The sequence below is a fragment of the Mycobacterium sp. 050128 genome (assembly GCF_036409155.1).
Classification (GTDB): Bacteria; Actinomycetota; Actinomycetes; order Mycobacteriales; family Mycobacteriaceae; genus Mycobacterium.
The window spans coordinates 1634576-1659076 of the sequence record NZ_JAZGLW010000001.1 but is presented as its reverse complement, the minus strand read 5'-3'; the positions used below and the strand labels follow the sequence as shown (position 1 = coordinate 1659076).

Genomic DNA, 24501 nt, shown 5'->3' with positions numbered 1-24501 from the left:
TTATGGACACTACCGTCATTTAGTTGGACGCTCGTCACGTGTGGATGCAGCGAACTCTTGGGCCGCCACCAGCGAACCCGCACCCCTTTGCACCTGGTTGCGGACTCAATCACTCGCTACCATGGTCAGCAAATACACATAGGTAATAGTTTCGCTTCTACAGCCCAGTGGAGGTCATATCGATGAGCACGACGTTTTCCGCCCGCCTGAACCGCTTGTTCGACACGGTGTATCCACCCGGGCGCGGACCGCACACCTCAGCGGAGGTGATCGCGGCACTCAAGGCGGAGGGCATCACGATGTCGGCTCCCTACCTGTCGCAGCTACGCTCCGGCAATCGCACGAACCCGTCGTCGGCGACGATGGCCGCCCTGGCCAACTTCTTCCGGATCAAGTCGGCCTACTTCACCGACGACGAGTACTACGAAAAGCTCGACAAGGAGCTGGTCTGGATGTCCGCGATGCGCGACGACGGTGTGCGTCGCATCGCGCAGCGCGCCGCCGGGTTGTCTCCTCAAGCGCAGCAGGACATCGTGGAGCGCGTCAACGAACTGCGCCGCGCCGAACACCTCGACGCGTAGCCCGTTGCCTGGGCGCAGCCCGCCCTGTTGGGCTGCCGTCGAGCTGTTCCGATTAGGGTTGCTCACGGATCGCGCGTACACGCGACAGCGATAGTCCACGAGACACCGGGAGGCGGCCGGGAATGGGCCTGTTTCGCAAGCGAAAGACTCGCGCCACGCGTCGTGCCGAAGCCCGAGCGATCAAGGCCCGCGCCAAGCTGGAAGCCAAGCTCGACGCCAAGAACCAGGTGCGCCGATTGAAGGCCGATCGACGGGCGGCCGACAAGGCGCTCAAGGCGCAGATCAAGTCGCAGCGCGACAGCGACCGCGCGGCGTTGAAAGTCGCCGAGACCGAGCTCAAGGCGGCGCGGGAAGGCAAGGTGCTGTCGCCGACGCGGATCCGCCGGGTGCTGACGGTGTCGCGGCTGCTGGCACCGATCCTGACGCCGGTGATCTACCGGGCGGCGATGGCCGCCCGCGCGATGATCGACCAGCGTCGCGCGGACCAACTCGGGATCCCGCTGGCGCAGATCGGCCAGTTCTCCGGGCACGGCGCCCAGCTGTCGGCGCGGATCGCCGGCTCGGAAAAGTCTTTACGAATGGTGCAGGACAAAAAACCCAAGGACGCCGAGACCAAGCAGTTCGTGGCCGCCATCTCCGAGCGGCTCACCGATTTGTCGGCGGCCGTCACCGCCGCGGAGAACATGCCGGCCGCGCGCCGGCGCGCCGCGCACTCGGCGATCTCCTCGCAACTCGACGGCATCGAAGCAGATCTGATGGCTCGGCTCGGACTGACCTGAAAGTAGTGTGCTGACATGCCATTCCGCGACAGGTGGATGTTGCGCTCCCTTTTTGTCGTCTCCGCTGTCGCCGCGCTCTTCGTCGGCTCCGGGAGCGCCACCGCGTGGGCGCACGTCCATGCCAGCGCCGACAACGCGGTCCGGGGCGCCATGGCGATCGTGACCTTTGAGGTACCCAACGAATCCGACAAGGGCGCCGCGACCACGGCACTGAGCGTCGCGCTTCCCGACGTCGCATCCGCGCGCACCGAAGCCATGCCCGGGTGGACGGCCAAGCTCGACCGTGACACGGCATCCGGCGTCGTGAGATCGGTGACCTGGACGGCGGCACCGGGCGGCGGGATCGGAATCGACCAGTTCGCGCTGTTCCGGATCTCGGTGAAACTGCCCGACACCGATATCGTCAACTTCCCGGCCACCCAGACCTACGCCGACGGGACGGTCGTCAAGTGGGATCAGCAGCCGCTGGCCGGCGGCAGTGAGCCCGAGCATCCGGTGCCCACGCTGACCCTCGGCGCCGGGTCGGGCGCCCCGCATGAGCACCACCATTCGGGAATGCCCACCGACCACGACGGCGCCTCGCTCTCGGGGGACAACATCGCGCGGGTGTTGGGCGGAGCCGCCCTGGTCATCGCCGCGCTGGGCATCGCCCTGGTGCTGGTCCGCCGTCCCAGGACATGAGGCGGCTGGCCGTCGTCGCCTGGGTCGGCCTGCTGCTCGCCGCCTTGCTGTCTACCGCGACGCTGACCGCACAGGTCGCGTCGGCACACGCCGCCCGGGTGTCCGCCGACCCCGCCGACGATGCGGTCCTCGCGACCGGCCCGAGCCGGGTGAGTGCCACCTTCAACGAGCGATTGCAGACCACGTTCGCGGCCATGACCGTCGTCGGACCCGACGGCAATGTCTGGTCCACCGGAAACACCACGGTGCAGGGCGCGATCGTCGGCATCGCGCTGCGCCCCCTCGGACCGACCGGCACCTACACGGTCAACTACCGGGTGACGTCCGCCGATGGCCATGTGGTGTCCGGGTCGTGGTCGTTCCGGCTGACGGTGGCCGGTACCGGCACCCCGGGACCCGCGGCCGCTGCCGGCGACGGCGGCCACAGCATCCCCGTCTGGCCGTTCGTCGCGATGGCCGGAGCGATCGTCGGCGCGGGTCTGTTGCTGACCCTGCGCCGCAAGCCCTGACCGACCTGGTCGGCGGGGTGCGATCGCCCGTGCTGGCATGATGGGGTCCGAGTAACTTTTGGTGGCGCTAACAATGGCCGAGAGAAAGCTGCGAAGGAGCGGCCGCATGGCAGACCCTCAAGATCAACCCGACAGCGAGGCCAACGGCGCAGCGACGCCGCCGGAGAAGACGACCCCCGCCAAGGCCGCCAAAAAGGCACCCGCGAAGAAAGCACCGGCCAAGAAGGCTCCTGCGAAAAAGGCCGTCGCAAAGAAGGCCCCGGCCAAGAAAGCACCCGCGAAGAAGGCGCCCGCCAAGAGCCCCGCGCCCACGCCCCCGAAACCGCCAGCGGTGCAGCAGGATCCACAGCCGCCCAATGGTGAAATTGCCGCTGCCGCCAAAGATATCGCGGCACAGGCGAAGTCCACGGTGGACGGCGCCAACAACCCGGTATCCGCGAATATTCCGCAGTCGGTACCCGGCTCGTCGACGTTGCCACTCGTGGTCGCCGTCGTGCTGAGCCTGCTCGCGATCTTGCTGATTCGGCAGCTGCGGCGCCGCTGATGAGCGTGTCATTCGAGGCGACGGCCGACCTCGTCGACCGAATCGGGCCCGACGTACGCAGCTGCGACCTTCAGTTCCGCCAGTTCGGCGGCCGCGCCGAATTCGCCGGACCGATCAGCACCGTGCGCTGTTTCGAGGACAATGCGCTGCTGAAATCCGTACTGTCACAACCGAGTGCGGGCGGAGTGCTGGTGATCGACGGTGCCGGCTCGCTGCACAGCGCGCTGGTTGGAGACCTGATCGCCGAACTCGCCCGCTCCAGCGGCTGGGCGGGGCTGATCGTCAACGGCGCGGTGCGCGACGCCGCCGCATTGCGCGGCATCGACATCGGCATCAAGGCGCTGGGCACCAATCCCCGCAAGAGCAGCAAAAGTGGCGTCGGTGAGCGCGACGTCGAGATCAGCCTCGGCGGTGTGACGTTTGTGCCCGGCGAGATCGCATACAGCGACGACGACGGCATCGTCGTCGTTTAGCGGCTAAACCGGTACCGGCGCAAGTTTATTCGTAAATCGTAAGCTGTCGTCGTCGACCTTGCCGCGCCGGATGGTCCGCATATCGAACAGGTAGTTCTGTTTGAGCCGCCACGGAGCGCGCGAACCCGATTTGGGCAGCAAGTGCATCGAACGCTGGAAATAGCCGGGGCTGAAGTCCATGAACGGCAGCTCGTCAACATCACTGCCGGGATGCTGTGGCTCCACGTTGTCAAAGCCCTTGGCGTCCATGTAGTTCAGCAGACGACAGGCGAATTCGGAAACGAGGTCGGCCTTCAGCGTCCACGACGCGTTGGTGTACCCGAAGGTGATGACGAAGTTCGGCACCCCGGAGAACATGCAGCCCTTGTAGGTCATCAGCGAGGTCAGATCGAAGGCCTCGCCGTTGCGGGTCGGCTGCAAGCCGCCCAGCAGTTGCATGTTCAAACCCGTTGCGGTGACTATGATGTCGGCCTGCAGCTCCTCACCCGAGGAGAGCTTGATTCCGGTTTTGGTGAACCGGTCGATGGTGTCGGTGACGACGTCGGCCTTGCCGTGCCGGATGGTCCGGAAGAAATCGGCGTCGGGGGCCAAACACAGCCGCTGGTCCCACACGTTGTAGCTCGGCCCGAAGTGCTTCTCGACGTCGTAGCCTTTCGGCAGCCGCCGCTGCGCCATCGTCATCAGCAAGTTGCGCATATAGGCGGGGCGCTTCCGGGCGAGCTGGTATTGGAAGGTGCTGAAGACGATCGCCTTCCAGCGGTTCGCGATGTGCGCTAGGCCGGCCGGGAGCCAGCGGTTGAACCGCACGGCGAACGGGTCGACCGAGGGCAGCGAACCTATGTAGGTCGGTGAACGCTGCAACATCGTGACATGGCCGGAGCCGGAGTTCACCAGCGCCGGAATCAGGGTTATCGCGGTCGCACCGGAGCCGATGACGACGATCTTCTTGCCCGCGTAGTCGAGGTCCTCGGGCCAGTGCTGCGGATGAACGATCGTGCCCTCGAAGTCTTCGGCGCCGGGGAACGTCGGCGAATATCCCTCGTCGTAGTTGTAGTAGCCGGTGCAGGCGAACACGAACGATGCGGTGATCTCGCGCTGTTGGCCGTCGTTCTCGACGGTCAAGGTCCAGCGATTGTCGGCGTCGGACCAATCGGCGGCCACCACGCGATGGCGGTAGCGAATATGCCGGTCGATGCTGTTCTCGACCGCGGCTTCCTTGATGTAGGCCTTGATGTCGGCGCCCTCGGCGATCGACTTCGCCGAGCGCCACGGCTTGAACCGGAACCCCAGGGTGAACATGTCCGAGTCGGACCGGATGCCCGGGTATTTGAACAGGTCCCAGGTGCCGCCGAGATCGTCGCGGCGTTCCAGGATGGCGTAGCTCTTCGTCGGGCAGCGGTCCTGCAGGTGCCAGGCCGCGCTCACGCCGGAGATGCCGGCGCCCACGATGACGACGTCCAGGTGCTCAGTCATGGGAGCCACGCTATCAACGCCGCGTCGAGCTAGTCAACACACTGTCGAAAATCTCAACCGTGTGTAAAGTAGCAGGGGTGACAACTGCCGGTCAGACTCGCGCCCTGCGCGGCCGCCGCGCTCTGCGTCCCTCGGGCGACGACCGCGAGCAGGCCATCCTCGCGACGGCCGAGCGGCTGCTCGAGGAGCGTTCCCTCGCCGACATCTCGGTCGATGACTTGGCAAAAGGCGCCGGCATCTCGCGTCCGACGTTCTACTTCTATTTCAAGTCCAAAGAAGCGGTGCTGCTGTCGCTGCTCGAGCCGGTGATCGCGCGGGCCGATTCCGAGTTCGACGGAGCGGTGCAGCGGCTCCCGGCGGACCCGCGCCGGGTGTGGCGCAACGGCATCAAAGCGTTCTTCACCGAGTTCAGCACCCATCGCGCGGTGGCTCGGACCGCCACCGAGGCACTGGCCACCAGCTCCGAGCTGCGGACGGTGTGGGCGGGGTTCATGCAGAAATGGATCGATCAGACGGCTGCCATGATCGCGGCCGAGCGGGAACGCGGCGCCGCCCCGGACACCATCCCGGCCGCGGACCTGGCGACGTCGCTCAACCAGATGAACGAACGCACAATGATGGCCGCGCTGTCCGCCGAAACACCCGCGGTGGAAGCCGAGCGAGTCGTCGACACCCTCACCCACATCTGGGTCAGCGCCATCTACGGCGAATCCGGCTAGCTGTCACAGCCGCGTGCGAACATATGTTCGTGCGGTGTGATGCATCCATCCTGCACGCGGACCTGGACTCGTTCTACGCGTCGGTCGAACAGCGTGACGACCCGACGCTGCGAGGTCGCCCGGTGATTGTGGGCGGCGGCGTCGTGCTGGCCGCCAGCTACGAGGCCAAGGCGTACGGCGTGCGCACCGCGATGGGCGGCCGGCAGGCCCGGCGCCTGTGTCCCGACGCCGTCGTGGTGCCGCCGCGCATGTCGGCCTATTCGCGGGCCAGCGACGCCGTCTTCGAGGTGTTCCGCGACGCCACACCCATCGTCGAGCCGCTGTCGGTGGACGAGGCGTTCCTCGACGTCGGCGGCCTGCGCCGGGTCTCGGGGACGCCGGTCGAGATCGCCGAACGGCTGCGGGTGGACGTGCGGGACCGGGTCGGCCTGCCCATCACCGTCGGCATCGCCCGCACCAAATTCCTGGCCAAGGTCGCCAGCCAGGAGGCCAAGCCGGATGGGCTGCTGCTGGTGCAGCCCGATCGGGAGCTGGCGTTCCTGCGGCCATTGCCGGTGCGCCGATTGTGGGGCGTGGGCGCGGTGACCGCAGACAAGTTGAACGGCTACGGCATCACGACGGTGGCCGATGTCGCCGAGCTCAGCGAGTCGACGCTGGCCTCACTGCTCGGCCGTGCGATGGGCCGCCAACTGTATGCGCTGTCGCGCAATATCGACCGGCGCCGCGTCGACACCGGCGTGCGACGCCGGTCCGTCGGTGCCCAGCGCGCGTTGGGCCGCGCCGGAAATCACATGTCGCCCAACGAGATCGACGCGGTCGTGGTCAACCTGATCGACCGCATCACGGCCCGGATGCGCGCCGCCGGGCGCACGGGTCGCACCGTGGTGCTGCGCCTGCGGTTCGACGACTTCACCCGGGCCAGCCGGTCGCACACCCTGCCGTGGGCGACGTCGTCGACGCAGCCGATCCTGGCCGCCGCCCGCCAACTGGTCGCCTCGGCCGCACCCGCGATTGCTCAACGCGGCTTGACGCTGGTCGGTTTCGCGGTGTCGGGCATCGATCGCAGTGGGGCCCAGCAGCTGATGCTGCCGTTTCAAGAAGATTCACTCGCGGTCGACGCCGCGGTCGACCAGGTCCGGGACCGCTTCGGCAAATCCGCTCTGACGCGCGGGGTGTTGATCGGGCGCGATTCGGGTATAGAGATGCCGCGACTACCCGACTGACTGCGTTCTCCGCTTCACCAATGTGCTTCCAGCCCATGCTGTTTCGTTGATATGAGCTTTGTTTGAGATGACGCGCGCGCCGGGCGGGCCCGCCGGCGCGTTTGTAAGCTGGCAACAAACCGAGGGGGGAAAGCGAGTGCCTGAACACGTGCCGCCGGAGCACGCCCGCGACAGTGGCCTGCCTCGCGAAGGCCTCCTGCTCGGTTACAGCGCGGTACTCGCGTTGTCGGCGGGCTTCGTCAACGCGGTCGCCCTGCTGATCTTGGCGTTGCCGGTCGGCAACCTCACCGCGATCACCACCCAGCTCGGCATGAACACCGCCAATCCCTGGCTCTACGAGGGCCATGTGCTCGCCGCCATCCTGTTCGGCTTCCTGGCGGGCGCGACGACGGCCGGGGCGGTTCTCGCACCCACCGAAGCTCTCGCGGGCCGGCGCCATGCCATCGTGCTGATCACCGAGGCGGCACTGCTGGTGCTGGCCGCCGCGGGCGTGGAAGACACTTTCGTCAAGGCGCAGATCGAAGCGGTCGGGGTCGAACTGACCGCGGTCCAGGCGATGTTCGCCGCCGCTGCGCTTGGGCTGCAAAACGCGATGACCTCCAGCTTCCGCGGGATGCCGATCCGCACCACTCACTTCACCGGGACCGTGACCGATCTCGGGCTGATGCTGGGCCGCGCTCGGCAAAACGGGATCCAGAAGTGGAAGGCCGCGATCCTGGTGACCACGCTGTTGCTGTTCCTCGGCGGCGGCATCGCCGGGATCGTGTTCGGCTCGCACCTGGGCGGATACTCGCTGCTGATACCGGCCGCCACGTGCGCGGTGGTGGCCGGTGCCAATGTGCTGCACGGCCGCAACACCAACGCGGAGCCGGTTCCCGACGACGCCGAACCCGCGCGGGTCTGAGGCCCTAGGATCCCGTCCACGCCAGCAGCTTGTCGGCCGGCCAGGTGTTCACGATCCGGTCGACCGGAACGCCGGCGTCCAGGGCGCGTTGGGCGCCGTACCCCAGGAAATCGAGCTGGCCGGGCGCGTGCGCGTCGGTGTCGATGCTGAACACGCAGCCGATTTCCAGCGCCAGGTCGAGCAGCCGGGTCGGCGGGTCGCGGCGTTCGGGGCGGGAGTTGATCTCCACCGCGGTGCCGTGGTCGCGACAAGCGGTGAAGACCTTCTCGGCGTCGAACTTCGATTCCGGCCGGATGCCCCGGTTGCCGGAAACCAGGCGGCCCGTGCAGTGGCCCAGCACATCGGCGTGCCCGTCGGAGACCGCGCGCACCATCCGGCGTGTCATGGCCGCCGAATCCATCGACAACTTGGAGTGCACGCTGGCCACGACGACGTCGAGGCGTTCCAGCAGTTCGGGCTCCTGATCCAGGGTGCCGTCCTCGAGGATGTCGACCTCGATACCGGTGAGGATGCGCATCGGCGCGAACGCGTCCCGCAACCCGTCGATCACGTCGAGCTGTTTACGCAACCGCTCCGGCGACAGGCCATTGGCGATCGTCAGTCGCGGCGAGTGATCGGTCAACGCGCAGTATTCATGCCCCAGCGCGGCCGCGGTGGCCATCATCTCCTCGATCGGCGCCGACCCGTCCGACCAGTTCGAGTGCAGATGCAAATCTCCGCGCAGCGCGCTGCGCACCTCGCCGCCACCGAGATCTGTTGCCTCGGATCGCAATTCGGCCAGTGCGTCCGGCTCACGGCCGGCCCAGGCCTGGGCGATGACCTTCGCGGTCTTGGGTCCGATGCCCGGCAACGTCTGCCAGCTGTTGGCCTGCCCATGTCGCTCACGCTCGGCGTCGTCGAGCGCCTCGACGATGTCGGCCGCGTTGCGATACGCCATCACGCGTTTAGGGTCCTGACGGCTGCGGTCCTTGTAGTAGGCGATCTGCCGAAGAGCGACTACCGGGTCCATGGCTCCAGTGTGCCTGCGCGATGACTGCCCGCGCCGCCGAGCCGGGTGCCGAAGATCATCGCCACACCTGCCCGCTCACCACAGCTGCCCGGCGATGAAGCCGGCGAAAACCACCGAAAATCCGCCGATCTCGCCGACGATCAGCATGGCCATCGCCACCCCGGTCCCGCGCACCGGCTTCTCGAATTGGTTGACCGTGTCGCGCCGCGCGCCGTGTTCGATGTAGGCGGCGATCGCCGCCACGAAGAAGAACACGACCACCATCGCCGCGGTCAGGTTGATCCAGGTGGGCCAGGCGCTGAGCTCGACGAAGACCGCGAGCAACAGCGTCGCGAACGAGTAGAGCAACGCAGCCCGGTGGGCGATGTCGACGTAGGGATGCGCCCGGTGATCCTCGGACGTCATGATCTGCCGGTACTTCCAGACTCCGAGCACCAGTGCGAGCAAAAAGATCAGGCCGGCGGACAGCAGGGTGATCTTGGTGTCGATCCCGAGGGCAGTACTCATCGCGCGCACGAGTTTAGTTGCGCTTCATAAATTTCGACTAGCGTCGATGGCATGCGATTCGCGTTCAAAACCTCACCGCAAAACACCACCTGGGCCGGGATGCTCGCCGTCTGGCAGGCAGCCGACGACATCGACGTCTTCGAGTCCGGATGGACGTTCGACCACTTCTACCCGATCTTTTCCGACAGCACCGGCCCGTGCCTGGAGGGCTGGACCACGCTGACCGCGCTGGCGCAGGCCACCAGACGGCTGCGGTTGGGCACCCTGGTCACCGGCATCCACTACCGCCACCCAGCGGTCCTGGCGAACATGGCCGCCGCCCTCGACATCATCTCCAACGGACGGCTCGAACTCGGGATCGGCGCCGGCTGGAACGAGGAGGAGTCCGGCGCCTACGGCATCGAACTCGGCAGCATCAGGGAACGGTTCGACCGGTTCGAGGAAGCCTGTCAGGTGCTGATCAGCCTGCTCAGTGAGCAGACCACCAACTTCGACGGCAAGTATTACCAACTCAAGGACGCGCGCAACGAACCCAAGGGCCCGCAGCGCCCGCACCCGCCCATCTGCATCGGCGGCAGCGGCGAGAAGCGCACGCTGCCGCTGACCGCGCGCTACGCCCAGCACTGGAACTTCGCCGGCGGGACGCCCGAGGAGTTCGCGCGTAAGCGTGACGTGCTGGCGGCGCGCTGCGCGGACATCGGGCGCGACCCGAAGGAGATCACCATGTCGGCGCACGTTCGCCTCGGCGACGACCTCGACTACGGACAGGTCATCGAGACCGCGGCCGGGCTCGGGGCCGAGGGACTCGACCTCGGAATCGTCTACCTACCGCCGCCGCACGACCCGGCCGTCCTGGAGCCCCTGGCTGAGGCGATCCGGGATTCGGGGTTGCTGTCGGCGAAATGAACGATTCCGTGCCGCCGAGCAAACTGGCGGTGGAATCGCCGATAGATAGGTCGGGTTGTTATGTCCCGAACAGCAACAGCTCCTGGGCGGTTACCAGGCGCTCTTGCTTAGCGGGAAACTCGCGGCTCTTCATGGGGTGACGGAACAATGACCAGGCCATTCGCCCCACCCGCGAACTAGGTACTGGGTTCACATGCACAGTGACCACTCCTGCGATCGATCTGTTTAACCGTGGCCCCGTTGTGACGAAGCGCACAGGTCGTTATTAGACACCCGCAGCCTGGCAAACTACGGGAGACGCGCCGGGCGATTCTCGGCGTGTTTCTCGTGTGACTGGTGTGACTACTGAAGCGGTGCGGCCGTCGGCTTGATGGGCGCGGGAAGCGCGGTTGACCCCATCAAATACCGGTCCACACCCGCCGCGGCGGCCCTACCCTCGGCGATCGCCCAGACGATCAGCGACTGGCCCCGGCCCATGTCTCCGGCAACGTAAACGCCGGGCACTGAGGTCTCGTAATCGGCCCCGCGCGCGACGTTGCCGCGGTCGGTGAGCTTCACGTCGAGGTCGGTGAGCAAACCCGACTTCTCCGGACCGACGAAGCCCATCGCCAGGAACACCACATCCGCCTCGAGCTCGAACTCGGAGCCCTCGACCTTGACGAACTTGCCGTCCTGCATCGTCACTTCGTGAACCTTGAGCGCGGTGACGTGGCCGTCCTTGCCGACGAACTCCTCGGTGTTGACCGAGAACACCCGCTCGCCGCCCTCTTCGTGCGCGGACGAGACCCGGTACATCAGCGGGTAGGTCGGCCACGGGGTGGACTCGGCGCGCTCCTCCGGGGGCCGCGGCATGATCTCGAACTGGTGCACGCTCGCCGCGCCCTGCCGGTGCGCGGTGCCCAGGCAGTCGGCTCCGGTGTCGCCGCCGCCGATGATGACGACCTTCTTGCCCTTGGCGGTGATCGGCGGCTGCCCGTCCGGGCCCAGCACGTCGTCGCCCTCCTGCACGCGGTTGCCCCACGGCAGGTACTCCATCGCCTGGTGGATGCCGTCTAGTTCCCGTCCCGGGATCGGCAGGTCACGCCAGGCGGTGGCACCGCCGGCCAGCACCACCGCGTCGAAGTCGGCAAGCAGCTGCTGCGCGGTGATGTCCACTCCGACATTGACGCCGGCCCGGAATTCGGTTCCCTCGGCCCGCATTTGGTCCAGCCGCCGGTCGAGGACGCGTTTCTCCATCTTGAATTCCGGGATGCCGTAGCGCAGCAATCCGCCGATGCGGTCGGCCCGCTCGAAGACGGTGACGCTGTGTCCCGCGCGGGTGAGCTGCTGGGCGGCGGCCAAACCGGCCGGACCCGAACCGATGACGGCAACCGTCTTTCCGGTCAGCTTGGTCGGCGGCTTCGGCTCGACGAAGCCCTGGTCGAAGGCGTGGTCGATGATCTCCAGCTCGATCTGTTTGATCGTGACCGGGTCCTGGTTGATGCCCAGCACACACGCCGGCTCGCACGGTGCCGGACACAGCCGGCCGGTGAAGTCGGGGAAATTGTTGGTGGCGTGCAGCCGCTCGATCGCGTCGCGCCACCGGCCCCTGCGCACCAGGTCATTCCACTCCGGAATCAGGTTGCCCAGCGGACAACCGTTGTGGCAGAAGGGAATACCGCAGTCCATGCAACGAGTCGCCTGCTCGCGCAGGGTGTCGTCGTTGAATTCCTGGTAGACCTCGTTCCAGTCCTTCAACCGCAGCGGGACAGGCCGGCGTTGCGGCAGCTCCCGATGTGTGTACTTCAGGAAGCCGGTTGGATCAGCCATGCGCCGCCGCCATAATCGCCTTGCCCACATCGACGCCGTCGCGCTCCGCTTGGGCGATCGCCTGCAACACCTTCTTGTAGTCCCGGGGCATCACCTTGGCGAAATGCCGTTGCTCGGAGTGCCAGTCGGCCAGAACCCGCTGGCCGACCGCGGAATCCGTCGCATCGACGTGCGCCTGGATGATGCCGTGCAGGAACTCGGCGTCATCGGAGTCGAGAGCCTCCAGGTCCACCATCTCGGTGTTCAGGTTCTGCGGCAGTTCCTCACCGGGGTCGTAGACGTAGGCCACACCGCCGGACATACCCGCCGCGAAGTTACGCCCGGTGTGGCCGAGAATCACCACCCGGCCGCCGGTCATGTACTCACAACCGTGATCGCCGACGCCCTCGACCACGGCATGGGCGCCGGAGTTACGGACCGCGAACCGCTCGCCGACCAGACCGCGCAGGAAGGCCTCGCCGCTGGTGGCGCCGAACAGGATCACGTTGCCGCCGATGATGTTTTCCTCGGCGACGTAGTCCACCGGGGCATTGTCCGACGGCCGCACCACGATCCGGCCGCCCGACAGGCCCTTGCCTACGTAGTCGTTGGCGTCGCCGTACACCCGCAAGGTGATGCCCTTGGGCACAAAAGCGCCGAAGCTGTTGCCCGCGGAGCCGTCGAAGGTGATGTCGATCGTTCCATCCGGCAAGCCTTGGCCGCCAAAGGCTTTCGTCAGCTCGTGGCCGAGCATGGTTCCCACCGTGCGGTTGACGTTGCTGATGGTGGTGGAGAACCGGACCGGTTTACCCGAATCCAGCGCCTCGCGGCTCATCACGATCAACTGCTGATCCAGCGCCTTGTCCAGCCCGTGGTCCTGACGCGAGCTGCAGTACAGGTCCTGGTTCATGAACGCGGACTCCGGCTCGTGCAGCACCGGGGCCAGATCCAGCTTGTGTGCCTTCCAGTGCGCTCGAGCCAGCGTGGTGTCCAGCGACCCCACTTGGCCGACTGCCTCGTTGAAGGTGCGGAAGCCCAACTGCGCCATGTACTCCCGGACTTCTTCGGCGATGAACATGAAGAAGTTCTCCACGAACTCCGGCTTGCCGGTGAAGCGGTCCCGCAGCACCGGGTTCTGGGTCGCCACACCGACTGGGCAGGTGTCGAGGTGGCAGACGCGCATCATGATGCAGCCCGCGACGACCAGCGGCGCGGTGGCGAAGCCGAACTCCTCGGCGCCCAGCAGCGCGCCGATCATCACGTCGCGGCCGGTCTTGAGTTGTCCGTCCACCTGGACGACGATCCGGTCGCGTAATCCGTTGAGCAGCAAGGTCTGCTGCGTCTCGGCCAGCCCCAGCTCCCATGGAGCACCCGCGTGCTTCTGCGAGGTGAGCGGCGTGGCACCGGTGCCGCCGTCGTGGCCGGAGATCAGCACCACGTCGGCGTGTGCCTTGGACACACCCGCCGCGACCGTGCCGACGCCGTTCTCGGAGACCAGCTTGACGTGCACCCGCGCCGACGGGTTGGAGTTCTTCAGGTCGTGGATCAACTGCGCAAGATCCTCGATCGAGTAGATGTCGTGGTGCGGCGGCGGTGAGATCAGGCCCACGCCGGGCGTGGAGTGCCGGACGTCTGCCACCCACGGGTACACCTTGTGCCCCGGAAGTTGGCCACCCTCACCGGGTTTGGCGCCCTGGGCCATCTTGATCTGGATGTCGGTACAGTTGGTCAGGTAGTGCGATGTGACGCCGAACCGTGCCGACGCGACCTGCTTGATCGCGCTACGGCGCCAGTCCCCGTTGGGATCGGGGTCGAAACGCTTGACGTCCTCGCCACCCTCACCGCTGTTGGATCGCCCACCCAGGCGGTTCATCGCGATGGCGAGCGTCTCGTGCGCCTCGGCCGAGATCGAGCCGTAGCTCATCGCTCCGGTCGAGAACCGTTTGACGATCTCGCTGGCGGGTTCGACCTCGTCCAGCGGAACCGGGGGTCGCACGTCGCCGCGGAACTTCAGCAGTCCGCGCAACGACGCCATCCGCTCGCTCTGGTCGTCGACCAGGCGGGTGTAGTCCTTGAAGATCTTGTACTGCCCGGTCCGGGTGGCGTGCTGCAGCTTGAACACGGTCTCCGGGTTGAACAGGTGGTACTCGCCCTCGCGGCGCCACTGGTAGTCCCCACCCACCTCGAGTTCGCGGTGCGCGCGCTCGTCCGGCCGGTCCAGATAGGCCAGATCGTGCCGCGCTGCGACGTCGGTGGCGATGTCGTCCAGCGTGATGCCGCCGGTCGGGCAGGCCAGCCCGGTGAAGTACTCGTCGAGCACGTCCTCAGAGATCCCGATGGCCTGGAACAGCTGTGCACCGGTGTAGGAGGCCAGCGTCGAAATGCCCATCTTGGACATGACTTTCAGTACGCCCTTGCCGGCGGCCTTCACGTAGTTGTTCAGCGCCTTGTCGCGGTCGATCCCGTCGATCACGCCGCGGTCGAGCATGTCCTCAACCGATTCGAACGCGAGGTACGGGTTGACCGCGGCCGCGCCGCAGCCGATCAGCATCGCCATGTGGTGCACCTCGCGGGCATCGCCGGATTCGACGACCAGACCCACATGGGTGCGGGTCCGATCGCGCACCAGGTGGTGGTGCACGCCGGCGACGGCGAGCAGCGACGGTATCGGCGCCATCTGCTCATTGGAATCGCGGTCGGACAGAATGATCACCCGGGCGCCATCGGCGATCGCGGCCGACGCCTGCGCACGCACCTCTTCCAGCGCGGCTGCCAGCCCGGCGCCACCCTCGGCGACCGGGTACAGACAGCGAATCACCTTGGAGCGCATGCCATGTGGGCGTCCGTTGACCGCGTCATCGGGATTCAGGTTGATCAGCTTGGCCAGCTCGTGGTTACGCAGAATCGGCTGGCGCAGCATGATCTGGTGACACGAGTACTCGTCCGGGCTGAGCAGGTCGCGCTCACCGCCGGTGGTGCCCTGCAGGCTGGTCACCACCTCTTCGCGGATGGCGTCCAGCGGTGGGTTGGTCACCTGGGCGAACAGCTGGTGGAAGTAGTCGTAGAGCATCCGGGGGCGCTGCGAGAGCACCGCGACCGGGGTATCGGTGCCCATCGACCCGATCGGCTCGGCGCCGGTGCGCACCATCGGCGCCACCAGCAGGTTGAGCTCCTCGTAGGTGTAGCCAAAGGCCAACTGCCGCATGACAAGTCGATCGTGCGCCATCCGCACGTAGGTACCCTGCGGCAACGACTCGAGCGGCACCAGGTTCTTGTCGAGCCACTCCTGATACGGGTGCTCGGCGGCCAGCTCGGCCTTGATCTCCTCGTCGGAGACGATGCGGCCCTGGGTGGTGTCCACCAGGAACATCCGGCCCGGCTGCAGGCGCATCCGCTTCACCACCGTCGACGGGTCCAGGTCCAAGACGCCCGCCTCGGACGCCATCACCACCAAACCGTCCTCGGTGACCCAAATACGGGACGGGCGAAGGCCATTGCGGTCCAGCACGGCGCCCACGATGGTGCCGTCGGTAAATGTCATCGACGCCGGGCCGTCCCACGGTTCCATCAGCGATGCGTGGTACTCGTAGAAGGCGCGCCGCGCCGGGTCCATGGTCTCGTTGCGCTCCCAGGCCTCCGGAATCATCATCAGCACCGCGTGCGGCAGGCTGCGCCCGCCCAGGTGCAACAATTCCAGCGCCTCGTCGAAGCGCGCGGTGTCAGATGCGCCCGGCGTGCAGATCGGGAACAACTTCTCCAGGTCGTCGGCCGACCCGAAGATGTCGGTTTTGATCAGCGCCTCACGGGCGCGCATCCAGTTCTCGTTTCCGGTGACGGTGTTGATCTCGCCGTTGTGGGCGATACGCCGGAACGGGTGCGCCAGCGGCCAGGACGGGAAGGTGTTGGTCGAGAAGCGGGAGTGCACGATGCCCAGCGCGCTGGTCATCCGGTCGTCTTGCAGGTCGAGGTAAAAGGCCTTGAGTTGCGGAGTGGTCAGCATGCCCTTGTAAACCATTGTCTGACCGGAAAGGCTTGGGAAATATACGGTTTCGCGGCCGGGTCCGTCTTGGCCCGGGCCCTTGGTACCGAGTTCGTGCTCGGCACGCTTGCGCACGACGTAGCAACGGCGTTCCAGCGTCATGTCGGAAGCGCCGGTCATGAACACCTGCCGGAAGGTGGGCATCGCGTCGCGGGACAGCGCACCCAGCGACGAGTCGTCGGTGGGCACATTGCGCCAGCCCAGGACCGTCAGGCCCTCGGACTCGGCGATCTTCTCCACCGCGGCGCACGCGGCCGCGGCATCCTTGGAAGATTGCGGCAGGAACGCGATACCGGTGGCGTAGCTGCCCGGCGCGGGAAGTTCGAAGTCCACGACTTCGCGCAGGAATGCGTCCGGGACCTGAATCAGGATGCCCGCGCCGTCACCGCTGCGCGGCTCGGCGCCCTGGGCGCCACGATGCTCGAGGTTGACCAGTGCAGTGATCGCCTTGTCGACGATGTCGCGGCTCCGTCGGCCGTGCATGTCGACGACCATGGCAACCCCGCACGAATCGTGCTCGAACGCGGGGTTATACAACCCAACGCGCGTGGGCGTCATATGCACCTGCCTCTTCACCAGAACCTGCTGCGCGGCCGTTTTAAGTGGCTCCGACGGGGCTGCACCCGGAGGTTGCGAGCCGACCCCTTCGGTCTTGTCGATAGGCTGTCCCCCAGGCGGAAAATGATCCGATGGGGGAATCGTCCGTGCGGCGCTGAACGGTGGCGTGTACCCGGTCTCGACAAGTCGTAAAACGATATGACAAAAACCGCCTGACATGCCAACTTGGACAAGTCTAACCCGGCAGCTAGCGGCAACGTAAATTCGCTGCGGCAACGATCGGTAACCCGGCCAAATGTGTTCTAACCGCCGACAATCCCCCCGCGACAGCGCGGACCCGAAACGGGCCGCTCATGGTCTGATCGCCGGATCGGGTTTGCTGTGACGCCGTCCTTCGGACGGCGCGGGGATGGCCGTGATCACAGTGCGACCGCGCATCCGCGCGACCGATCTCGATAAGTCGTGGCAGCCATGCCGCCCGTATCGCGCACCGGCACGCCCGGCGGGGACCCCAACCGTCACACCGGCACCGCGTTAGGGCCTACCGAGTTTGCGCGATACAAATGAGGAGCGCGTGGGGAGATACTGGGCCGATACGGGCCGGGTCCGCTGCGGCCGGCCCAGCGCGCCACGATCGATCGCCTGGCACCGAGGAGCCCATGAACGAGCGCGACGAATTCCTGCGGGACCGTCTGCAGCCCGACCGGCCCAGCACCCCCGCCGGTCCCCCTCCCAGTGGCCAGCGAAGCGCGCCGCCCTCAGCGATTCCCGCGCCGCGGCGACCCGCCCCGCCGCCGTCGTTTCCGCCACGGCCACCGCAGTCGCCCCAGCCGCGGCCACCCGCCGGGCCGCCACCTCCGCGTCAGCCACCGGTGGGACAGCCGCCGGTGGGACAGCCGCGCCAGCAGGCCGCTCCCGCGCCCCCGGTGCGACCCGCCGGGCCACCCGCACAGCCGCCGGCTCCCACTCCGGCACCCGTCATCCCGGTACCCGAGCGCGCCCTGGTGCCGACCGACGGGCCCGAAGTGCCAGACACCGGGTGGCGGCGCCTCCTGCGGCTGCTCACCTTTGGCCTCGTCAAGCTGGGTCCGTCACCCGCGCAACTCCAGGACGCCCAATTCGAAGCCACCATCCGCACCGCCTTCCGCGGCAAACACAAGGTTGGCGTCGTGGGTAAGGGCGGTGTCGGGAAGACCTCCGTCGCCGCCAGTGTCGGGTCGCTGTTCGCCGAGCTCCGTCGCGGGCAGGACCATGTGGTGGCAATCGACGCCGATACCGCCTTCGGCCGGTTGAGCAGCAGGATCGATCCGCGGTCGACGAGTTCGTTCTGGGAATTGACCGCCGACAAGAACCTCGAGACCTTCACCGATGTCGCCGAGCGAGTGGGCCGCAACGCGGTGGGCCTACATGTGCTCGCCGGCGAACCGGCGTCCGGTCCCCGCCGGGTGCTCGATCCCGCGATCTACCGGGAGGCGGCGTCGCGGCTGGATCGCTATTTCACGATCTCGGTCATCGACTGCGGCTCGACGATGGATTCACCGGTCACCCAGGAAGTGCTGCGCGACCTCGATGCGCTGATCGTGGTGTCCTCGCCGTGGGCCGATGGGGCGTCCGCGGCCGCCCGGACCATGGAGTGGCTGTCGGATCAGGGCATGACCGACTTGCTGCACAACACGATCGTGGTGCTCAACGACTCCGACGGGCACGCCGACAAGCGCACCCGGGCGCTGCTGGCCCGCGAGTTCGTCGACCACGGACAGCCGGTGGTCGAGGTCCCCTACGACCCGCACCTGCGCCCCGGCGGCGTCATCGACGTGACGCACGAGATGGGCCGCCCCACCCGGCGCAAGTTGCTGCAGGCCACCGCGCTGATCGCCGGGTTTTTCGGGACGAGCCCCGACCGTGCGAGCTGACCCGTCGCGCTTCAGCCGGCCGCGATCCGCGCCGACGGGTCGGCGATCGCCTCGATCTTGGTGACGAGGGCGCCGCGCATCGTCAACACGATGGCGGCGAAAAGCCGGCGCTCGGCGAACGCGAGCACCACCGGTTGCCCGGCGGGACCGCTGACCAGGGTGACGCCCGGCCCCAGATAGCGCATCAGGTTGGTGGCCACCGCCTGCGGACCATGGTTGATCTGCGGTGGCGGCGCCGGGTCGGCAAGGACGGTGCCCACACCCCAGACTGTCGGGTCCAGGACAGCCGTCAGCGCCGCGATGTCGCCGTTGGCGCAGGCGGTGATGAATTTCTCGGTGACCAGCTGATGCTCGGCGGGGGCCACTTCACCGGCCTTCGGCTGCGCCGCAGTGAATTTCGAGCGGGCACGCCGCGCCAGTTGACGGCAGGTGCCGACCGGGCGTCCCACTGTTTCGGCGATCGTCTCGAACGGGACGCCGAACACGTCGTGCAGCACGAACGCGACCCGTTCGCCGGGGCTGAGCCGTCGCAAGACTTCCATCAACGCGGCGCGGACCTCGTCGTCCAGGGTGACCCGATCCGCCGGGTCCAGGCTGCGCGACTCGGCGACGTCGGCGCCGGGATCGCCATGGTCGGGATCGGTCAACCGCTCGTAGCGCGTTCGCGCCGAGCGCACCTGGTCGAGGCAGAGCCGGCTCGTGACGACGGTGAGCCAGCCGCGGATGTCGTCGACCTCGTCGGTCCCGGTCCGCGACAGACGCAGAAATGCTTCTTGCGCAACATCTTCGGCGTCGCCGACGTCACCGAGGATTTGATACCCCAGGTTGACCAGGTAGGGGCGGTGACGACGCCAGGCATCGGCGAGTTGGTCGGTGGGCGGCTGCGACTGGTTCATGAGACATCGACGATCTGGTGCCGGAAAAAGTTACGTGAACCGACTGTAACTTTCCCGCCTCCGCGCCCGTCGTTGAGGAAGATCTTCGACCTTTCAGGAGGAACACCATGACCATCGTCGTAACCGGAGCGACCGGCAATGTCGGACGTCCCCTCGTTGCCGACCTCGTCGCCGCGGGCGCATCGGTGCGCGCCATCACCCGCACCCCGAACCGCGCCGGATTTCCCTCGCCCGTCGAGGTGCTCGATTCGGTGGGCGAAGCGCTGCCGGGAGCGTCGGCGGTCTTCTTGAACTCGCGTGCACTCGGCGAAACTCTCCCCGACGTCGTGGCCGAATGCCGGCGCGCGGGAGTCACCAAACTGGTTGCACTGTCGGCGATCAACGCCGATGACGACTTCTCACGACAGCCGTCGCGCTTCCGCGGTGACCGCAACCGCGAGGTCGAGCAGCTGGCCGTCGGCTCGGGCCTGGCATGGGTAAGCCTGCGGCCGACGGTCTTTGCGACGAACTTCGCCGGGATGTGGGCCGCACAGATTCGTGCCGGCGATGTGGTGGCCGGGCCGTATGCCGCGGCATCGACCGCACCGATCGTCGAGAGCGACATCGCGGCTGTCGCGGCGCGCGCACTGCTCAGCGATGAGCTTGTCGGTCAACGGGTTCCGTTGACCGGTCCCCAGGCGCTGACCAACACACAACTGGTGGGGATTATCGGCACGGTGCTGGGGCGCCGGCTGCAGTACCGCGAAATTCCGGCAGAGGCGGTGCGGCAACGCTTCATCGATTTGGGCTTCGGCGCCGAGTTCGGCGACGCGTATACGGCCATGCTCGCCGAAACGATGGACCATCCGGCACTTGTCACGCACGACGCGGAGAAGATCCTCGGCCGAGCGCCACAGTCCTTCGCGCAGTGGGTGTCCGAGCACCGAGACCTGTACACGGGCTAGATCCCAGAAAAGGAGATTCCGACATGTCCGAACCACAGCCGCCGCGCTACCTCAAGCCGATGAACAAGGTGATGATGGCGGTGCAGAAACTGGGGATACCGACCGGCCCCGCCATGGTGCTCACCGTGCCCGGCCGCAAATCCGGTCAACCGCGCAGCACCCCGATGACGCCGTTTGAATTTCAGGGCGGCCTCTACGTCGTCGCGGGCTACCCGGGCGCGGACTGGGCGGCGAACGCCCGGGCCGCGGGTACCGGCACCCTGGCCCGGGGTCGACGATCCCGGGAAGTCAGGATTGTCGAACTGACGGCCGAACAGGCGCGTCCGGTGCTGCGGGAGTTTCCGAAGAAGGTGCCGGTTGGAGTGTCGTTCGCCAAACGTTCGGGAATGGTGCGCGACGGGACGTCCGACGAATTCGAGGCGCTGGCGGGGCGTCTCTGCGTCTTTCGGTTCGACCCGGCCTGAAACGCAAGACAGCGCGAGAACCGTGGCTGGTTCTCGCGCTGTCTATTCGTCGGTCCGGGCTATCCGAGTGGGGCGCTCCAAAGATGGAGCCGCTCAGGTGTTTCCACTCCGGTCCTGGACATCGTTCAACTGCGGACGCCTCAGGAAGGGGGAATTAGGCCGATTTGGCGGTCTCGCGCACCGGGTACCCGTTGCGCTCGGCCAGCGACCGTAATTGGTTCAGAGCGAAGGCGCGCGGGCGGCCCGACTCGGGAATCACGACGCCGGCCCACAGGCCCTCGGCGCCGGCTGACTCGACGGCGTCGCGGGCACACAGCCACCGGCGGGGGCAAGCCCGGCACAGGGCCTTGGCCTCGGCGTCGGGAGCGGTCGTCCAGCGGTCCGGGTCCTGGGTGCACGCGCCCAACGGGATGTTGTACAGAGTTGTTGCGGTCATCGCTACGTTCCTCCAGAAAGCGTTGCAGTTCTGCGTCCTATGACTCGAAAGGGTATAGCACTAACCGTCGCGATGCAACAGTTTGGTGCTTTAGTTTCCGTTCGGGCCGGTACGCAGGCGCTTCGGTCCACATCTCACGCGCCGCAGGCTTCACCTGGCTGAACTGGCGGAGAACGGCGGCGAAACGGTGCCCCAATGGTGAAGCAGACCAGGTGATACGCCTAAAAGCGGGGCCCGCGTGGCCGAGCTCGGCCGGGCCAAGACTCAAACTGTAGCGGTGATGCGGTTACGCCGGGGTTACTCCCAGGCGCCGTGTACAGGCCCGTTCCGTAACAACTTGACGCTGAACTGTAGCGGTGCGATAGAATTTGACGGGTGCATCAGTTAGACTCCTGATGGCGGACCACCCGCCGCCACGCAAAGTGAGCGAGGAATCACCGACGATGTCCAGCGCCGCCTCAACTGCCCGCCCAGCTCTGCTGGTGGTGCACAGCGGCGACACATCGCACGCGATCGAGCCCGGCCGCGGCGTGGTGACCATCGGCCGCGAACCTCAGGCCGGCGTGCAGATCGATGATCCCCAGATCTCGCAGGAGCACTTGCGGGCCGAAGCCGCCAATGGACAGTGGCGCATCGTCGACAGCAGCCCGAGCGGCATGTTCGTCGACGGACTACGCACGACCTCCGTGACGATCACCGACAAGACGATCGTCCGGTTCGGGGACCCCACCGCGGGGAAAGCCCTGACGTTTGAAGTCGTCAGGCCGCCGAAATCCGTTGACCCACAGGAGGTTGACGATTCCGATGAGCAGGGGGACAACATCGCGCCAATCGATCTGGATCCGGGCGTCGTTCGCGCCGGAGCCGCTGCCGCCGCCCGCCGTCGAGAACTCGACATCAGCCAGCGCAGCCTCGCGTCGGACGGGATCATCAACGCCGGCGCGCTGATTGCCTTCGAAAAGGGCCGCAGTTGGCCGCGCGAACGGACCCGCGCGAAGCTCGAGGAAGTCCTGCAGTGGCCTGCCGGAACCATCGATCGGATCCGCCATGGGGAACCCGTCGCGGCGGATGACACCGCCGCTCAAGCCGTGCCGGTCGACGGTCCGGCGACGGCCGACAACCCCGAGACTCACGGCGCGGCGTCGCTGATCGCTCAGGCGGTCGTCGCCGCCGTGGACGGCTGCAGTCTGGCCATCTCCGCGTTGCCGCCGGCCGAGGACCCCGAGTTCACCGAGCGCTCGGCGCCCATCCTCGCCGATCTGCGGCAGCTCGAGGCGATCGCCGTCCGGGCCACCCGGATCAGCCAAATTACCCCGGAATTGATAAAGGCGCTGAGTGCGGTTCGCCGGCACCGCGACGAATTGATGACGCTCGGGGCCAACGCCCCGGATGCCCCGCTGGCGCAACGCTTGTACGCGGCCCGGCGCCGGGCAAACCTCTCGGCGCTGGAACTTGCACAAGCCGCCGGCGTCGACGAAGAAATGATTGTGCGCGCGGAGGACGAGGAGCCTTTACCCGCGCATGTAACGGCCGCGATCGAAACTCTGATAGACCACATCAACTGATTTCGGCGGGTCCCCCGGCAGCGCCAATTCTGATTGTTCGCCTTTCGGCAACCTTGCCGCAATGTTTACCGTGGCGGCCGAACGCCGGGTGGTGGAAGCTGTTGCCTAGCCGAAAAATTCGTGCACTGGACCCGCTCTGAGCGCTGTTAGGCTCGTTCTACCGTGCACAGGATCGGTGCACAGGATACGCGAGCACGAAGGGAAACACCGAGGTGTCTTGGCTTAACGGGGCAACGGATTTAGCGACGTGTGTAAAGAGTTTTGGAAGCGGCGTTACTGCTGCCTCGACCGGTGACTGGGCGAACCTCGGTGCGAGCGCTGCCACCATCCTCGGTAAGGGGATGATCTATGCGGCCAAGCAGAACAAAGCCCTAATAGATGCGATTAAGGCGAGCGGAACAAAGGCACTGCCGACGCCGACGGCCATCGTCGATTTTGCCGCGTTAGGCGTCACTATCGTGGACTTGCTCAACGGATTTGGAAGCCCCAACTCAGGGTCCGCCGTATCCACAGCCAAGGACAAATTCGACCTCTTCCTGAAAGATCTGGACCCTGGTGCCATTCCGGATCCGCGCGACTGGAGCGGTACCGCCGCGACTGCATACATCGCTCAGGTAAACCTGCTAAAGGGCTACACGACAACGATGGAGGAGTACGACAAGACCCTGAAGGGCTACTTGGGTGAGCAGGCCGCTTCGGTCAAACAGGCGCACCTGTGCTGCACCGTCAACGTGGCCGTGCTGACCGCCGCGGCGGGTATTGCCCTTGCCTTGTACCTGATCCCCGTCGTCGGCGCCGCAGTATCGCAGGCGTGGCAAATCGTCGCCGCGTTCGCGTGTTGTGCGGCGGTCTTCGTCGTCGAGATGCTCACCCTGTCGAGTTCGATGGGCATTGCCAACAAACTCACGACATTGGGCCAGAGCTACGTCCAGCTCGGCAAGGACGTTACCGACAAGCTCGCGGGCAACTTCGACCAGATCAAGGGCGAGATCGCGGCGGAGACCTCGTCGAAGCTGTCCGGCTTCCGTGCCGTTTCCGACGGCCTGACGGACTACTCGTTCGCGTCCTCCGGGAAGTCGATTAACAAGTTGGCCGCCGAGGCGGGCGACAAAGTTTCGCCGGAGCAGAAGGCGCTGCTGCAGTCCTCGAGTGACAAGGCCGCCGCCGCGAAGACGTCGGATTCCAAGACGGACACCCCGGCCAAGGGCGACAAGACGACTCCCGCCCCGGCGGCGTTCACCCCGCCCAGCCTGGCTCAGATCGGGCAGGCATCGCAGGGGCTCAACCAGTTCGGGCAGACGCTCGGCCAGGGCATGCAACAAATCCAGTCGCTGGCCCAGTCCGCCAAGGGCGCCGCGCCCGCGGCTGCCGCCGCCCCGGCCGCGGCTCAGGACGTCAGCGACGTCAAGGACGACGAGGACAAGAAGAAGGAAGAAGACGCCAAGAGGGACGCAGAAGCGGGCGCCGCCGCCGGTAAAGACGGTGGCACCGAGCGTGCACCCGTCGATGCCGCGGCACCTGCGGCACCGGCCGCCGCACCGGCAGCAGCCGGCCGCGAACGCGTCCTTTAGTAGCACTCGCGCGTCAAAA

Annotated in this window: 22 protein-coding genes; 15 read left to right on the top strand and 7 right to left on the bottom strand. The window is 66.6% G+C overall.

Annotation, left to right across the window (positions count from 1 at the left end; genetic code table 11):
• Positions 1-182: 182 nt before the first annotated feature.
• From SKC41_RS08000 to rraA, 6 genes are all read left to right on the top strand, one after another.
• Positions 183-581 carry a transcriptional regulator gene (locus SKC41_RS08000; protein ID WP_330977137.1) on the top strand — a complete coding sequence of 133 codons (399 nt, stop codon included), beginning with the start codon at positions 183-185 and terminating at the stop codon, positions 579-581.
• Between the two features lie 122 nt (positions 582-703).
• Positions 704-1360 (top strand): DUF6474 family protein, encoded by a 657-nt coding sequence (locus tag SKC41_RS07995; protein WP_239721540.1) that lies wholly within the window; start codon positions 704-706, stop codon positions 1358-1360.
• Between the two features lie 15 nt (positions 1361-1375).
• Entirely contained in the window at positions 1376-2041 is a 666-nt protein-coding gene (locus SKC41_RS07990; protein ID WP_330977136.1) for a YcnI family copper-binding membrane protein, read from the top strand.
• A complete protein-coding gene (locus tag SKC41_RS07985; protein ID WP_330977135.1) occupies positions 2038-2550 on the top strand; it encodes a copper resistance CopC family protein in 513 nt (170 codons plus the stop codon). Before SKC41_RS07990 ends, SKC41_RS07985 begins: the two co-directional genes overlap by 4 nt.
• Positions 2551-2656: 106 nt before the next feature.
• Positions 2657-3094 carry an Rv3852 family protein gene (locus SKC41_RS07980; RefSeq protein ID WP_330977134.1) on the top strand — a complete coding sequence of 146 codons (438 nt, stop codon included), beginning with the start codon at positions 2657-2659 and terminating at the stop codon, positions 3092-3094.
• Entirely contained in the window at positions 3094-3567 is a 474-nt protein-coding gene (gene rraA, locus SKC41_RS07975) for a ribonuclease E activity regulator RraA (protein ID WP_330977133.1), read from the top strand. The genes SKC41_RS07980 and rraA overlap by 1 nt, the downstream gene beginning before the upstream one ends.
• Positions 3568-3570: 3 nt before the next feature.
• Here rraA and SKC41_RS07970 read toward each other — a convergent pair whose 3' ends face one another.
• Positions 3571-5040 carry a flavin-containing monooxygenase gene (locus SKC41_RS07970; protein WP_330977132.1) on the bottom strand — a complete coding sequence of 490 codons (1470 nt, stop codon included), beginning with the start codon at positions 5038-5040 and terminating at the stop codon, positions 3571-3573.
• Positions 5041-5117: 77 nt separating this feature from the next.
• Here SKC41_RS07970 and SKC41_RS07965 point away from each other — a divergent pair, with 77 nt between their 5' ends.
• The 3 genes from SKC41_RS07965 (at position 5118) to SKC41_RS07955 (ending at position 7886) form a co-directional block, all read left to right on the top strand.
• Entirely contained in the window at positions 5118-5759 is a 642-nt protein-coding gene (locus SKC41_RS07965; RefSeq protein WP_330977131.1) for a TetR/AcrR family transcriptional regulator, read from the top strand.
• Between the two features lie 23 nt (positions 5760-5782).
• Positions 5783-6982: a DNA polymerase IV gene (dinB, locus tag SKC41_RS07960; protein WP_330977130.1), complete on the top strand. Its 1200-nt coding sequence runs from the start codon at positions 5783-5785 to the stop codon at positions 6980-6982.
• Between the two features lie 148 nt (positions 6983-7130).
• Positions 7131-7886, top strand: a complete 756-nt coding sequence (locus tag SKC41_RS07955) for a YoaK family protein (RefSeq protein ID WP_330978793.1) — start codon at positions 7131-7133, stop codon at positions 7884-7886.
• A gap of 4 nt (positions 7887-7890) precedes the next feature.
• Here SKC41_RS07955 and SKC41_RS07950 read toward each other — a convergent pair whose 3' ends face one another.
• Positions 7891-8895 (bottom strand): PHP domain-containing protein, encoded by a 1005-nt coding sequence (locus tag SKC41_RS07950; protein WP_330977129.1) that lies wholly within the window; start codon positions 8893-8895, stop codon positions 7891-7893.
• Positions 8896-8970: 75 nt separating this feature from the next.
• Positions 8971-9402, bottom strand: a complete 432-nt coding sequence (locus SKC41_RS07945; RefSeq protein ID WP_330977128.1) for a hypothetical protein — start codon at positions 9400-9402, stop codon at positions 8971-8973.
• Positions 9403-9453: 51 nt separating this feature from the next.
• Here SKC41_RS07945 and SKC41_RS07940 point away from each other — a divergent pair, with 51 nt between their 5' ends.
• Positions 9454-10308 (top strand): LLM class F420-dependent oxidoreductase, encoded by an 855-nt coding sequence (locus SKC41_RS07940; RefSeq protein WP_330977127.1) that lies wholly within the window; start codon positions 9454-9456, stop codon positions 10306-10308.
• A 342-nt stretch (positions 10309-10650) separates the two neighbouring features.
• Here SKC41_RS07940 and SKC41_RS07935 read toward each other — a convergent pair whose 3' ends face one another.
• Together SKC41_RS07935 and gltB are read right to left on the bottom strand one after the other, a co-directional pair.
• On the bottom strand, positions 10651-12117 hold the full coding sequence (locus SKC41_RS07935) for a glutamate synthase subunit beta (protein WP_330977126.1): 1467 nt from the start codon (positions 12115-12117) through the stop codon (positions 10651-10653).
• A complete protein-coding gene (gltB, locus tag SKC41_RS07930) occupies positions 12110-16693 on the bottom strand; it encodes a glutamate synthase large subunit (RefSeq protein ID WP_330977125.1) in 4584 nt (1527 codons plus the stop codon). Before gltB ends, SKC41_RS07935 begins: the two co-directional genes overlap by 8 nt.
• Positions 16694-17352: 659 nt before the next feature.
• Here gltB and SKC41_RS07925 point away from each other — a divergent pair.
• Positions 17353-18606 carry a MinD/ParA family ATP-binding protein gene (locus SKC41_RS07925; protein ID WP_330977124.1) on the top strand — a complete coding sequence of 418 codons (1254 nt, stop codon included), beginning with the start codon at positions 17353-17355 and terminating at the stop codon, positions 18604-18606.
• A gap of 11 nt (positions 18607-18617) precedes the next feature.
• On the opposite strand, the gene sigI is transcribed toward SKC41_RS07925, so the two are convergent.
• Positions 18618-19502 carry an RNA polymerase sigma factor SigI gene (gene sigI / locus SKC41_RS07920; protein ID WP_330977123.1) on the bottom strand — a complete coding sequence of 295 codons (885 nt, stop codon included), beginning with the start codon at positions 19500-19502 and terminating at the stop codon, positions 18618-18620.
• A 107-nt stretch (positions 19503-19609) separates the two neighbouring features.
• Here sigI and SKC41_RS07915 point away from each other — a divergent pair, with 107 nt between their 5' ends.
• Together SKC41_RS07915 and SKC41_RS07910 are read left to right on the top strand one after the other, a co-directional pair.
• On the top strand, positions 19610-20446 hold the full coding sequence (locus tag SKC41_RS07915) for an NAD(P)H-binding protein (RefSeq protein ID WP_330977122.1): 837 nt from the start codon (positions 19610-19612) through the stop codon (positions 20444-20446).
• Positions 20447-20469: 23 nt separating this feature from the next.
• The gene (locus SKC41_RS07910; RefSeq protein ID WP_330977121.1) at positions 20470-20910 is read left to right on the top strand and encodes a nitroreductase family deazaflavin-dependent oxidoreductase; all 441 of its coding nucleotides are present in this window, start codon (positions 20470-20472) and stop codon (positions 20908-20910) included.
• 154 nt (positions 20911-21064) lie between these two features.
• Here SKC41_RS07910 and SKC41_RS07905 read toward each other — a convergent pair whose 3' ends face one another.
• Complete coding sequence (locus SKC41_RS07905; protein ID WP_096290650.1) at positions 21065-21346, bottom strand: WhiB family transcriptional regulator; 282 nt, start codon at positions 21344-21346, stop codon at positions 21065-21067.
• A gap of 395 nt (positions 21347-21741) precedes the next feature.
• Here SKC41_RS07905 and SKC41_RS07900 point away from each other — a divergent pair, with 395 nt between their 5' ends.
• The gene (locus SKC41_RS07900; RefSeq protein ID WP_330977120.1) at positions 21742-22911 is read left to right on the top strand and encodes an FHA domain-containing protein; all 1170 of its coding nucleotides are present in this window, start codon (positions 21742-21744) and stop codon (positions 22909-22911) included.
• Between the two features lie 341 nt (positions 22912-23252).
• Complete coding sequence (locus SKC41_RS07895) at positions 23253-24482, top strand: EspA/EspE family type VII secretion system effector (protein ID WP_330977119.1); 1230 nt, start codon at positions 23253-23255, stop codon at positions 24480-24482.
• Positions 24483-24501 lie beyond the last annotated feature (19 nt).